The sequence below is a fragment of the Chromobacterium sp. genome, from assembly GCF_041912965.1.
GTDB lineage: Bacteria > Pseudomonadota > Gammaproteobacteria > Burkholderiales > Chromobacteriaceae > Chromobacterium > Chromobacterium aquaticum.
In genome coordinates this window covers 136,833-150,149 of record NZ_JAYSGF010000005.1, presented here as the reverse complement: position 1 = coordinate 150,149, position 13,317 = coordinate 136,833, and the positions used below count along the sequence as shown (strand labels likewise).

The following is a 13,317-nucleotide window of genomic DNA, read 5'->3' as shown; positions in this document are numbered from 1 at the left end:
CCCCGGCCGTGTTTTGCTGCGCTCGCCTTTTATAAACGGAATTTGTCGAACTCGGCGTTCATCTTGCCGGCATTGAGCGACAAGCCGGTCAAGGTGCTGCTGACATTCTGCAAGGCATCGTCGTTTTCCAGCACATGGCCGTTGATCGCCTCCGAGCTTTGCGCGATCAAGGTGGTTGCCTTGTGTTGCTCGCTGGTCGAATCGGAAATCTCGTTCATCTTGGCCACCACGTCCAGCATGGACGCACGGATTTCCTCGATCTTGGCCACCGCTTCGCGCGTCAGTTCCACGCCCTCGTCCACCGCGGCCACGGTCTGGTTGACATCGCTGACCGCGCGGCCGGTTTCGTCGCGAATCGCGCTGACCATATTGGAGATTTCCAGCGTGGCCTGGGCGGTGCGTTCGGCCAGCTTGCGCACTTCGTCCGCCACCACCGCGAAGCCGCGGCCTTGTTCGCCTGCGCGCGCGGCTTCAATCGCCGCGTTCAAGGCCAAGAGATTGGTCTGATCGGCGATGTCGCGGATCACATTGGTGATGCCGGAGATTTCCTGCGAACGCTTGTCCAGCGAGGACAACATGGTTTCCAGGCCGCGCACCGACTGCACCGTGCCCTCCATGCCGCTGGACAGACGCTGCATATTGCTGGCGCTGGCCTCCAGGCTGGCGCCGGTCAGGCTGGTCAGTTCATCGGCTTGGCGCGCGCTGTCGGCGATGTGGGAGATGGATACCGTGATCTGCTCCAGCGTGGCCGCGTTGGACGAGGACACATCGGAAATATGGCGCGAGCTGTCGGCGACGCCGGCCACCAGCTGGCTGGCGTCCTGCACCCCGCTGACCACGCCGGCGGCATCCTGCTTCAGGCCGCGGAACAGCTGGGCCAATTGCGCGACGAAGGTGTTGAAGGCGCGCGCGGTGGCGGCGATCTCATCCTGGCCGTCATCCTTCAGGCGCAAGGTCAGATCGCCTTCGCCATGAGAGATGTCTTCCATCGCGTTCTTCAAGCGCACCAGGCCGGCCAACATGCGGCCTATCACCCAGCTCGCCAGCGGAATCATCAGCACGAACACCAGCGCGGTCAGGCCGGCGATGGTGTACAGCAGCGTGGTCAGCGGCGCCAGCACGGTGGCGCGGTCAGCCACCAGGGCCATCACCCAGTTGGTGCCTGGGATTTCCTGCGCCGACAGCAGCATGCTCTGGCCGCCGATCTGCACTTCCGACGCCTGGTCGTGGCTGACGATGTCGGCCAGCCGCTCCGGCGTCAATTCCGGCGCCACCGAGGTGATCGGCTTCAAAGCCAGGTCGGTTTGCGGGTGGGCGATCACCGTGCCCTTCTTGTCCATGATGAAGGCGTAGCCATTGCCGCGCACTTTCAGACCCAGCACCGATTTCACCAGCGCCTCCACCATCACGTCGCCGCCCACCACGCCGGCGAAGGCGCCGTTGTGGCTGAACGGCGCGGAAATGGTCACCGTCAGCTTCTTGGTGGCTTCGTCCAGATAGGGATCGGTCACCACCGCCTGGCCGCTATCCTTGGCGCGCTTGTACCAGTCGCGGTCAGCCACCTTGTAATCGGCCGGCGCCACCCAGTCGTCGGAAAACAGCGAGCGGCCGTCGGCGTAGCCGGCGTAATTGACATTGAAGCCGCCGGCCTTGGCGCCTGTCTTGAGGAAGCGGATGGCGTCGGATTCCGCCGCCATCGTGCTCTGCGCGACGATCTGCTGTTTCTTCTCTCCCAGCCAGGTGGTCACCACCGAGCTCTGCCCCTTGAGGCTGGCTTCGAATTCCTGGTCCAGGCCCTGCAATATTTCCGTGCGCATCTGCACGAACACGATGACGACGAGCACCAGCCCGAACACCGCCATCAGCAGCGCGTTCAGGGCGATCAGCCGACTACGAAGAGATTTCATGAACAGTCCTTTTTCTCGCGTGATTGACAACCATGGCTCCGCTGTCGCGCGTTTCCGGCGACACTCCCCGATACCGTTGGCAGCCAATTGTTATTGTTGATTTATATCCAGCCAGTTTAACGGAAGTCACCCCTTATAAATATCAAATATGGGTACCGTTGTGACAGATTATGATTTTGTTTGATCAAACACAGGAAGGCGGGAAGACTGACGCGCGCGGCGGGCAAAAAAAACCCCCTGCGGTTTGACAACGGCAGGGGCCAACACGAGGAAGAAACGTCGTCCGGCACGCCGGCCGACATTTCGAGGGGCTAACACCTCAAAACCATGCGGTTTTCAGTGCAGCCGCCACTGTAGCGTAATTACTCTATTCAGTCCAGCCCATTCCGCGGCCAGGCTCAGGAACGCCAGCGATAATCGCGGAACTGCTCGCGCAGCCGCACTTTCTGCAATTTGCCGGTGGCGGTGTGCGGCAGCTCGTCGACGAAGACCACATCGTCCGGCGTCCACCACTTGGCGATCTTGCCTTCGTAAAAACCCAGCAACTCCTCCACCGCGGCGCTGGCGCCGGGCTTGAGCACCACCACCATCAGCGGCCGTTCGTCCCATTTGGGGTGCGGAATGCCGATGGCGGCCGCCTCCGCCACCGCAGGATGGCCGACCAGGATGTTTTCCAGCTCGATGGAGCTGATCCACTCGCCGCCGGACTTGATCACGTCCTTGGTGCGATCGGTGATGCGCATGAAGCCGTCGGCGTCTATGGTCACCACGTCGCCGGTATTGAACCAGCCATCGGCGCTGTGGCTGGCGTCCAGTTCGCGGCGGAAGTATTGCGACAGCACCCACAAGCCGCGCACCTGCAGATTGCCGAAAGCGACGCCGTCATGCGGCAACGGCTTGCCGACATCGTCGACGATGCGCAGCTCGATGCCATAGATAGGCCGCCCCTGTTTGCTGAGCAAGGCGTTGAGTCCAGCCTGGTCCAAGCCCTCGTGCTTGAGCTTGGGCGTGCCGGTGGTGCCGCAGGGCGACAGCTCGGTCATGCCCCACAACTGGCGCATTTCCACGCCGTGTTCGGCCAATTGCTCGATCATGCTTTCCGGCACCGCCGAGCCGCCGGCGATCACTCTCTTCAGCGAGCGCAGCTTCAGATGGTTTTTCTGGCAATGCTGCAACAGCATCATCCACACCGTCGGCACCCCGGCGGTGACCGTCACCTGCTCGGCCTCGATCAGCTCGTACAGATTGACCCCATCCAGCTTGGGTCCGGGCAGCACCAGCTTGCTGCCGTTCATGGTGCAGCTATAGGGCAGGCCCCAGGCGTTGACATGGAACATCGGCACCACCGGCATCACGCAGGCGCGCGCCGAGATGTCGAAGCTGTCCGGCAAGGCGCTGCCGTAGGCGTGCAGCACGGTGGAACGATGCGAGAACAGCACGCCCTTGGGATTGCCGGTGGTGCCGGAGGTGTAGCACAGGCTGGAGGCGGCGTTTTCATCCAGCAGCGGCCATTGATATTGATCGCTGTGGCTGTTGACCAGGTCTTCGTAACACAGCAGATTGGACAGCGGCGTTTGCGCCGGCATATGCGCCTTGTCCGTCATCAACACGAAGTTTTCCACCGTGCCCAGTTGCGGGGCGATCTGCTCCACCAGCGGCAGGAAGCTCAGATCGAACATCAGCACGCGGTCTTCCGCGTGGTTGACGATCCAGGCGATCTGCTCGGCGAACAGCCGCGGATTCACCGTATGGCACACCGCGCCATAGCCGGACACCGCGAAATAGCTCTCGTAATGGCGATAGCCGTTCCACGCCAGGGTGCCGACGCAATCGCCCTGGCGCACGCCCAGCGCCGCCAGCGCATTGGCCAGCTGCCGCGCGCGCTTGGCCGCCTCACGGTAGGTGTAGCGATGGATGGGGCCTTCCACCGTGCGCGACACGATGGCGGTATCGCCATGATAGGTTTCCGCGTGGCGCAGCAGATCGGAAATCAACAGCGGCCGGTCCATCATCTGTCCGTGAAGCATGGTGTCACCCCTCTATTGGCATGGTTTTGGGGATTCACCATACGGCAGGCTAGAGTCAAGGCTCCAATCAATTTTTCTGATGGCGCGGCCAAGCCAAATTTATACCCTTATCATTATTGGGTAATTAAAAAACAAAGCCCGTCACAATCCATATTCGGCCAGTCACAACCGCAATTAAAATGCTGTAGCAATACAACAGCCGCGACTAACTCTTTACCGGTTTCTTGGCCAGCATCCGTTGCAAAGTGCGTCTGTGCATGTTCAAGGCGCGCGCGGTGGCGGAGATATTGCCGTCGTTCTCGCTGAGCACCCGTTGCAGATGCTCCCAGGTCACCCGCCGCAGCGACATCGGCTGCGGCGTCAGCGGCAGCTCCGGATTGGCCTGCTGCTGCTCGAAAGCGGCCAGGATCTCGTCCACCGTCGCCGGCTTGGCCAGGTATTGCACCGCGCCCAGCTTGGTGGCCTCCACCGCGGTGGCGATGCTGGCGTAGCCGGTCAAAATCAAAATGGCGCTGTGCGGGCAGGCGGTGTGCAGCGCCGGCAACAGGCGCAGGCCGCTGTCCCCGTCCAGGTTCAGGTCCAGCACGATGCGCGCCGGCGTGTCGCCGGCCAGCTCCAGCGCCTGCGCCGCGGTCTGCGCGGCGCGCACCTTGTAGCCGCGCCGGCTCAAGGAGCGCGCCAGAATGGCGGCGAAGGCCTCGTCGTCGTCCACCAATAGAAAATCCAGCATCAGGCTCCGTCCTTGTCGTCCACCAGCAGCGGCAGCCGCACTTGCGCGTGCACGCCGCCTTCCGGCCGGTTCAACAGCCGCAGCGAACCGCCCAAGCGCGCCAGCGTGGCGTGGCTCAGCATCACGCCCAGCCCCATGCCCACCAGCTTGCTGGACGGCAGCGGCGTCAGGCCGGCGCGCTCCAACTGTTCCTCGGTCAGACAGCCCTGGCTATTGCTGATGTCCAGCAGCAGCACGCCCTCCTCCAGCCGCGCCGCCACCGTCAACTCTCCGCCGCCGGCTTCGGCCGCGTTATTGATCAGATTGAAGAAGGCCGGCCAGAACGCCGGGTCCAGCGCCACCAGCGGGTCCGGCCCCTGCGGCGCCCGCCAGTCCAGCCTCACGTCCGGCCGCAAGGAACGCCAGCCGGCCAGGCGCTCGGTCAGCGCGGCGAACAATGCGCTCTCGCCCGGCGCCGACTCCGAGCCCAGCTTCAAGCGCGCCAAGGCATTGCCGCAATTGGCCAGCTGCGCCTTCATCAGTCGCAGATCCGCCATCAGCTCGGCGTCCGGCTGCCGCGTGGCCAGCAACTCGTCCACCAGCAAGGTCATGGTATTCAGCGGCGTGGACAGGGAATGGGCGGCACCAGCCGCTTGCATGCCCACCGCCAGCAGTTGTTCGTCGCGCAGCTGGGTTTCGCGCGCAGCCGCCAGCGCCGCCTCGCGCAAGGCCAGCTGCTGCGCCAGCCAGGACACGAAGCCGGCGATAAGCAACGCCGACAAGGCGAAGCTCAGCCACATGCCGGTCAGGTGCATGGAGAAGATGTGCAGCGCGTTGACGTGGTCCACCGGCCAGGACAAATGCCATTCGAACAGCAGGCCGTAGGCCACGACGCTGGCCAGCGCCAACGCCCAGGCGAACAGGCCCGGCGACAGCAGCGCGGCGAACAACACCGGCGGCAAAAACAGCGAGGCCAACGGATTGGCCGCGCCGCCGGTGAAGGCCAGCAGCTCGGTTAGCACCAGCACATCGGCGGACAAGCCCAAACGCAAGGCCAGCAAAGGGTCGCCGCCGCGACGCAGCCACCACGGCAGCGCGGCATTGAGCGCAGCCAGGGTCAGCAGCGCCTGGATCAACAACGGCCAGGGCAGATAGACGTGCTGCCACCAACAGGCCAAGGCCACGCAGGAGCCCAGCAACAACATCAGCCAGCGCAGCCAGCCTATCAGCCACGCCGAGCGCGCGATGTCCGCGGTCAGGCCCAGGCGGGGGGAGGAAACAGGGAATCCGGCAATCATGGCCGACACTTTATCACCATGCGGCAACGCACGGCGCTGCGACACTTTGCCGCATTGGGCCGCCACATCATGCAATTTAGAATTGTCACTCTCAAATTTGTTAACGTTAGTTTCTAAAATGCCTAAAAAACACTATTTGCTGCCGATTCCACTGGTGATCGCCGTCGGCCAAGCCTTTGCCCAGCAGTTGCCGGAATTCCGCGGCGAGGAGGTTCTGGTCACCGCCACCAAGACGGAACAGCCGCTGAAAATGTCGGTGGACCCGCGCGCGCCACGCCAGCCGCTGCCGTCCGCAGACGGCGCCGGCCTGCTCAAGGGCCTGCCCGGCTTCAATGTGATCCGCAAGGGTGGCGCCTCCGGCGATCCGCTGCTGCGCGGCCTGGGCGGCTCGCGCTTGGCCATCCTCGCCGACGGCAACTTCGTGTTCGGCGGCTGCGGCGGTCGCATGGACCCGCCCACCGCCTATCTCTATCCGGACGCTTACGACGAGGTGAACGTGGTCAAGGGCCCGCAAAGCGTCAAGCTCGGCCCCGGCCTGATCAGCGGCGGCGTCAACTTTGAGCGCAAGACCAAGCGCTTCGACGAGGCCGGCGTGCGTTTCAACGGCAGCCTGACCGGCGGCAACGCCGACCGCAACGACGCCTATGCCGACGCCGCCTTCGGCTCCAGCCTGGGCTATGTGCGCGCCATCGCCAGCCACAACCACGGCGGCGATTACAAGGACGGCAATGGCCGCAAGATCCACTCCAGCTTCGATCGCGACAGCCAGACCCTGATCGCCGGCCTGACCCCGGACCGGGACACCACGCTGGAACTGGCGCTGGACCGCAGCCGCGGCCAGGCCGCCTACGCCGACCGCGGCATGGACGGCAGCAAGTTCGACCGCGACGCCTGGAGCTTCAAGGCCGAGCGCCGCAATCTCAGCGGCTGGCTGGACGCGCTGCGCCTGCAGTTGGGCCACAGCGAGGTCGACCATGTGATGGACAACTACTCATTGCGCCCGCAAACCACGCTGGCCGATCGCTCGGCGATGAATCCGGACCGCGCCACCGATACCGGTCGCCTGGGCGCCGACATGGCCTTCGGCGACTGGGAAGTCAGCGCCGGCTTCGACTGGCTGCGCGACCGCCATCGCAGCCGCATGGGCAAAGGTCCCAACGCCGGCGCCTACGTGGACCAGCCGCGTACCCCCAATCAGAGCTTCGACAGCCACGGCGTCTACGCCGAGGCCAGCCACCCGCTGGGCGATGGCGGCAAGCTGATCGCCGGCCTGCGCCGCGACCAGACCCAGGCGGTGTTCGAGCCCAAGGCCGCGGCCATGGGCAAGCCGGCCCAAGCACGCCAGGAAAGCCAGTACCAACTCAACGCCGGCTTCCTGCGTTACGAACACAGCGCCGGCAACTGGACCCGCTACCTTGGCTTTGGCCAGGCGGAACGCGCGCCGGACTTCTGGGAGCGCAACAAGAGCGACAGCCTGAACAGCGAGATCAACCGCCAGTTGGACGCCGGCCTGCTCTATCGCGGCGACAAGCTGCAAGGCTCGCTGTCCGCCTACGCCAGCCGCGTGCAGAACTTCATCCTGGTGGAGGGCAAGCCCGGCCTCGTCGGTGGCAGCGCCCGCAATATCGACGCGCGCCGCTACGGTTTCGAAGGCGATCTCAGCTGGCGCTTCGCGCCGGAATGGACGCTGTCCGGCAGCCTGGCCTGGGTCTGGGCCGCCAACCTCGATGAACACCGCCCGCTGGGCCAGACCCCGCCGCTGGATGCCAAGGCGGCGCTGAAATGGGACAACGGCAAGTACGCGGCCGGCCTCACCGTGCGCGGCGTGCAGCGCCAGGATCGCGTGGCGCCGGGCCAGGGCAATATCGTTGGCACCGATATCGGCGTGACGCCGGGCTTCGGCGTGGTGTCGCTGGACGGCGGCGTGCGCTTGAACAAGCACGCCAAGCTCTTGTTCGGCGTCGACAACCTGTTCAACAAGGCCTATGCCGAAAGCGTCAGCAAGGGCGGCGCGATGGTGGCCGGCTACGAGCGAGTGGACCAGGTCAACGAGCCGGGCCGCACCGTGTGGAGCCGCGTGCAGCTGCAGTTCTGAGAACCTGCTCAATGCCTGCCGCGCGTCGGCAATACGGCATTGAGCCGGCTCTGAGAACATGTTTACGATCTCGCGAGCAAGAGCGAGCCAAGGCATTGCGGTTGAGAAAGCGGAATGTACAAGCGGTACATGAGCATTTCGAAGGTGTTTTCAACGCCGTATCGCCGCAGCGCAGCAGAGCGTAAACAGGTTCTGAGCGCGCGCCCTCTCGCCGCCAGGCCCCCAGTCTGCTAGGCTGGAGGCCTTTTGCCACCGCCCGCTCCCGCCGGATGAAAACGCCCTATCTGAAAATACTCGCCTGCGGCCTGACCCTATTCATCCTGCTCGGTCCGCTGGTGGCGCTGCTGGCCAGCGGCGTGATGCCGATGATGGCTTATTTGATGGGCGCGATCCCGGCGCTGGGTTTCGGGCTGCTGCTCTGCCTGCTGCGCATGCTGCTGGCCCGGCCCATCGCCGGCTGGCAGCACAGCTGGCCGCGCTGGCTGCTGGCCCTGGTCGCCTTCCTGCCCGGCGCCTTCAGCGGCAGCGTGATCACCTTTGTCTACGCCCGGCTGGCCGAACCGCTGCTCTACAACGACATCATGAACCTCTACCTCGGCGCCATGGCCGGCGGCGTCTGCAACGCGCTGTTCTGGCTGATGCGCTTTGGCTCGCCGAAACACCCCAGCTGAACAAAAAGAAAGCCCGCCGAAACCGGCGGGCTGCAACCAATTGTTTAGAGAGCTGGCTGCGTCAGGGCCAGCACCACCAGCATAGCCGGAATCCCCCGCCGCTCCCATGCGGCGAATTGCCGCAGTCCCAGCGTCTGTTCAAAGTCTCGCGAGCAAGAGCGAGACAAGGCGAAAACGACTGGGAGAGCGGAATGTACGCGTGGTACACGAGCATTTCGAGGGCGTACTCCCCGTGCCACGCCTCACGAAGCGCAGCGGACTTGGAACAGTTTCTCAGCGCCGTCTCAATCCGGCCTCCAGCCCGCCGCCATCGCGGTTGGCCAGGCTGAGCCGCAAACCATGCAGCTCCGCCACCCGCTCGACAATGGACAGGCCCAGGCCGCTGCCGGCCACATCCTGGCCCGGCGGCCGGAAGAAGCGCTCGCGTATCCGCTCCAGCCACTCCGGCGCCACGCCCGGACCGCGGTCCTGCACCGTCACGCTGTCCTCGTCCAACACCAGCCGCGCCGTGCCGCCTGTCGCGCCGTAGCGAACCGCGTTTTCCAATAGATTGCGCAACATCAGCGTCACCAGGGTTTCATCGCCGCTCAAGGGCAAGACCCGCTCCGGCGCACATCGCCACTCCGTCTCCAGGCTCACCTTCTTGCCCGCCGCCTCCGCCGCCAGTTCCGCCAGCAGACGCTCCACCAGCGCCGCCCAGGCGATGGGCTCGCCTTGCCGCGGCTGGCTCAAGGGATCCAGGCGCGACAATGCCAGCAACTGCTCCACCAAGCGCGTGGCGCGATCTATGCCCAGCATCAACTGTCGCAGCGCATGCCGGCGCTTGGCTTCATCCGGCAGCAGCTCCAGCACCTCGGCCTGCACCCTCAGCGCCGCCAGCGGCGTGCGCAGCTCGTGGGCGGCGTCGGCGGTGAAGCGCCGCTCGTGCTCCAGCGTGGCGGCGATACGGGCGAACAGCGCATTGAGCGCGTCCACCAGCGGCAGCACCTCCTGCGGCACCTCGCGCGGCACCGGCTCGCTATCGTCCGGCGCGCGCCGGGCAATGCCGGCGGCCAGGCGCTTCAGCGGTCCCAACTCGCGACGCACCGCCATCAGGATCAGCAACAGCATCACCGGCAAGCCGATCAGCCATGGCAGCAGCTGGGCGGACACCACTTTCAGTACCATATCGTGGCGCAGGCCCTGCTTCTGCCCTACCGCCACCAGCCGCGAACCATCCGGCGCGGCCAGATAAATCAGCCGCCAGTTGTGATCGCTGTCCTTGCCGCGATAATCGTGGAAGCCGCGCCGTTCCGGTTCATAATCGAAACGGCGGCCACGGCCGTCGCTGAGTAGCAGATTGCCGTGGCGGTCCCACACCGCCAGGCCGAAATCGTCATTGTCCATCTGCCCCTTGTCAGCGTGCTTGAGCAGGTGCTTGAGCTTGGGCAGATCGACCAGGGAGTTCTCGCTGACCTCCACTAACAGCAGTTGGCGGGCGAACTGCCCCATCTGGGTATCGAACAGTTCGTCCACCTCCTCGTGCGCCAGCCAGGCGGCGGTGGCCGACGCCACCAGCCAGATAAGCGGCACGATCAGCAACAACAGCAGCAGCAAGCGCGCCTGCAGGCTGCGCGGCCTTCTCATGCTGGCTCTCCCAAGGTGTAACCCACGCCGCGCAGGGTGCGGATGAAGGCGCTGCCCAGTTTCTTGCGCAAATGATGCACATGCACTTCCACCGCATTGCTCTCCAACTCCTGGCCCCAGCCGTAAAGCTTGTCCTCGATCAGCTCACGCGGCAGTACCCGCCCCTTGTGGCTGAGCAGCAGCTCGAGCAGCGCCAGTTCGCGCGCGGTCAACTCCAGCGGCGCGCCGTCCAGCGTCGCCACGCGCGCCACCGGATCCAGGCAAAGACGGCCATGCCGCAATTCCGGATGGCTCTGGCCATGGCGGCGCCTATGCAGCGCACGCAGCCGCGCAGCCACCTCGGCCAGCGCGAAAGGCTTGACCAGGTAGTCATCAGCGCCGGCGTCCAAGCCGCCGACGCGGTCAGCCAGCGCGTCGCGCGCGGTCAACACCAGCACCGGCACATCCTGGCCGCCGCGCCGCCACGCCGACAGGATGTCCATGCCGTCCATGCCCGGCAGCCCCAGGTCCAGCACCACCGCGTCGTAGGGCGCGGCGCTCAGCGCCGCCAGCCCCTGCTTACCGTCGCGAAACCAGTCCGCGACAAAGCCCAGCTGCTCCAGGCCCATTTTCAGCCCGTCGCCGATCTGGGCATCGTCCTCCACCACCAAAACCCGCATTTTCTGCCTCTCCGTCGCCGGGCGTTCATTCTCTTGCCGAAGCCTAGCGCGCTCTCGCCGCCGGAACAACCGCGCCCTCCTTGGACCCGATTGCAACACGCGCCTCTTAAGACAATCTTAAACCCTGGACACGGAAGAAATTTCATCGCGCCGTCACCGAAATCTCACGCGGCTGTCACTTGCCGCAGGCAGCATCGCCTGCAGTTCTCAGGACGACGGAGCCGCCATGCAGCCAGACCCCGCCCCCGACAGCGCCAGACAACTGCGCGCCATCTGGATTTCCGACGTCCACCTCGGCACCTCCGGCTGCCGCGCCGACCATCTGCTGGACTTCCTGCGCTGCCACGAATCCGAATACCTGTACCTGGTCGGCGACATCGTCGACGGCTGGCAGTTGAAGAAATCCTGGTATTGGAAGCAAAGCCACAACGATGTGGTGCAGAAAGTGCTGCGCAAGGCGCGCAAGGGCACCAAGGTGATCTACGTTCCCGGCAATCACGACGAGGCGGCGCGCCAATACGCCGGCCTGGACTTCGGCGGCATCGCCATCCGCCAGGAAGCGGAACACCACACCGCCGACGGCAAGCGCCTGCTGATCCTGCACGGCGACGAATTCGACGGCGTGATCCAGTACGCCAAATGGCTGGCCTATGTCGGCGACAGCCTCTACACCCTGATCCTGGAGCTGAACCGCGGCTTCAATTGGGCGCGGCTGAAGCTGGGCCTGCCTTATTGGTCGCTGTCGCAATACCTGAAGCACAAGGTCAAAAACGCGGTCAACTTCATCAGCAACTTCGAAACCATTCTCGCCGGCGAAGCGCGCCGGCGCGGCTTCGACGGCGTGGTCTGCGGCCATATCCACAAGGCCGAGGTCCGCGACATCGACGGCATTCTCTACGGCAACAGCGGCGACTGGGTGGAAAGCCTGTCCGCGCTGGTGGAGCATCCGGACGGACGACTGGAAGTGCTGTACTGGACCCAAATGGGACAGCCGGCCGCCGCCTTGCAAGCCCAAACGGCGCAAGCCGACCACAAGGAGACGACATGCGCATCCTGATTGTCACCGACGCCTGGCTGCCCCAGGTCAACGGCGTGGTCCGCTCGCTGACCGAAACCGCGCGCGAGCTGAGCGGCTTCGGACACCAGGTGGAAATGATCACGCCGCAGGCCTTCCGCACCCTGCCTTGCCCCACCTACCCCGACATCCGTCTGTCGCTGTTTCCCTACCGCAAAGTGGCCGACCGCATCGCCGCCTTCGCGCCGGACGCCATCCACATCGCCACCGAGGGCCCTCTGGGTCTGGCCGCGCGCCGCTATTGCCTGCGGCACGACCTGGCCTTTTCCACCGCCTATCACACTCGCTTTCCGGAATACGTGCACGCCCGCTGCCGGCTGCCGCTGGCGCTCAGCTACGCCTGGATGCGCCGCTTCCACAACGCCGCCCATTGCGTGATGGTGCCCACCCAGTCCATCGCCGACGATTTGAGCGCCCGCGGCTTCCAGAACGTCAAGCTGTGGAGCCGCGGCGTGGACACCGCGCTGTTCAGCCCCGGCCCTCGCGAACGGCTGGACGGCACCGCACCGCCACGCTTCGTCTACATAGGCCGGGTGGCGGTGGAAAAGAATATCGAAGCCTTCCTCAAGCTGGAGCTGCCGGGCAGCAAATGGGTGGTGGGCGACGGCCCGCAGCTGACGCGGCTGAAACAGCAGTATCAAGACGTCCACTTCGCCGGCATCTTCCCGCAACAGGAGCTGGCGCGCTTCTACCGCGCCGCCGACGTTTTCGTGTTTCCCAGCCTGACCGATACCTTCGGCCTGGTGCTGCTGGAGGCGATGGCCTGCGGCACGCCGGTGGCCGCCTACCCGGTGGCCGGGCCGCTGGACGTGGTCGGCGACAGCGGCGCCGGCGTGCTGGACGCCGACCTGCGCACAGCCTGCCTGAAAGCGCTGGAACTGGACCGCGGCCATGTGCGCGCCATCGCCGAGCGCTATTCCTGGCAGGCCGCCAGCCGCCAGTTCGAGCAGCACTTGCGTCCTGCCCGGCTCGCGCTGGGCGCGCCGCTGCCGGACCCAAAGGCCGGCTGAGGCCGGCTTGCATTGGCCGTGGCCGAGTCGTATAGTGAAATGGTCAACACGACAGGGAGGGTTCCGAATGCTTTCATGGCAGAATGCCGGCGGCCATCCAGTGATCCACGCGTTGAGCATCGGCCAATAAACACGGCCAGCCAAATCGGCTCAGTCCGCAACGCCAAGCCAGCCTCCAAGACGGAGCAGCAGCAGTCCCGGCCCGGCCGGTCCGCCAAATTCAGAGTTAGCAAACTTGAA

Annotated in this window: 10 protein-coding genes; 4 read left to right on the top strand and 6 right to left on the bottom strand. The window is 65.0% G+C overall.

The genetic code is table 11. The annotated features are described in order from the left end of the window. Nucleotides 1–29: 29 nt before the first annotated feature. From ACE3QM_RS04430 to ACE3QM_RS04415, 4 genes are all read right to left on the bottom strand, one after another. Entirely contained in the window at nt 30–1,907 is a 1,878-nt protein-coding gene (locus tag ACE3QM_RS04430) for a methyl-accepting chemotaxis protein (protein WP_082151001.1), read from the bottom strand. Nucleotides 1,908–2,305: 398 nt separating this feature from the next. Continuing rightward, complete coding sequence (locus ACE3QM_RS04425) at nt 2,306–3,934, bottom strand: 3-(methylthio)propionyl-CoA ligase (RefSeq protein WP_082150980.1); 1,629 nt, start codon at nt 3,932–3,934, stop codon at nt 2,306–2,308. 205 nt (nt 3,935–4,139) lie between these two features. Continuing rightward, on the bottom strand, nt 4,140–4,664 hold the full coding sequence (locus ACE3QM_RS04420) for a response regulator transcription factor (RefSeq protein ID WP_231464908.1): 525 nt from the start codon (nt 4,662–4,664) through the stop codon (nt 4,140–4,142). Continuing rightward, complete coding sequence (locus ACE3QM_RS04415; protein WP_374420519.1) at nt 4,664–5,941, bottom strand: ATP-binding protein; 1,278 nt, start codon at nt 5,939–5,941, stop codon at nt 4,664–4,666. The genes ACE3QM_RS04420 and ACE3QM_RS04415 overlap by 1 nt, the downstream gene beginning before the upstream one ends. A gap of 118 nt (nt 5,942–6,059) precedes the next feature. Between ACE3QM_RS04415 and ACE3QM_RS04410 the strand changes: the two genes are divergently transcribed. Continuing rightward, complete coding sequence (locus ACE3QM_RS04410; RefSeq protein ID WP_374420517.1) at nt 6,060–8,036, top strand: TonB-dependent copper receptor; 1,977 nt, start codon at nt 6,060–6,062, stop codon at nt 8,034–8,036. Between the two features lie 269 nt (nt 8,037–8,305). Next, a complete protein-coding gene (locus ACE3QM_RS04405; protein ID WP_231464914.1) occupies nt 8,306–8,707 on the top strand; it encodes a hypothetical protein in 402 nt (133 codons plus the stop codon). A gap of 273 nt (nt 8,708–8,980) precedes the next feature. Here ACE3QM_RS04405 and qseC read toward each other — a convergent pair whose 3' ends face one another. Next, nucleotides 8,981–10,333, bottom strand: coding sequence for a quorum sensing histidine kinase QseC (qseC, locus tag ACE3QM_RS04400; RefSeq protein WP_048409447.1), 1,353 nt, complete (start codon nt 10,331–10,333; stop codon nt 8,981–8,983). Then, nucleotides 10,330–10,992, bottom strand: coding sequence for a response regulator (locus tag ACE3QM_RS04395; protein ID WP_374420514.1), 663 nt, complete (start codon nt 10,990–10,992; stop codon nt 10,330–10,332). Before ACE3QM_RS04395 ends, qseC begins: the two co-directional genes overlap by 4 nt. A gap of 226 nt (nt 10,993–11,218) precedes the next feature. Between ACE3QM_RS04395 and ACE3QM_RS04390 the strand changes: the two genes are divergently transcribed. Both ACE3QM_RS04390 and ACE3QM_RS04385 read left to right on the top strand, forming a co-directional pair. Continuing rightward, nucleotides 11,219–12,049, top strand: coding sequence for a UDP-2,3-diacylglucosamine diphosphatase (locus ACE3QM_RS04390; protein ID WP_231464920.1), 831 nt, complete (start codon nt 11,219–11,221; stop codon nt 12,047–12,049). Continuing rightward, on the top strand, nt 12,037–13,077 hold the full coding sequence (locus tag ACE3QM_RS04385; RefSeq protein WP_231464922.1) for a glycosyltransferase family 1 protein: 1,041 nt from the start codon (nt 12,037–12,039) through the stop codon (nt 13,075–13,077). The genes ACE3QM_RS04390 and ACE3QM_RS04385 overlap by 13 nt, the downstream gene beginning before the upstream one ends. Nucleotides 13,078–13,317: the final 240 nt, after the last annotated feature.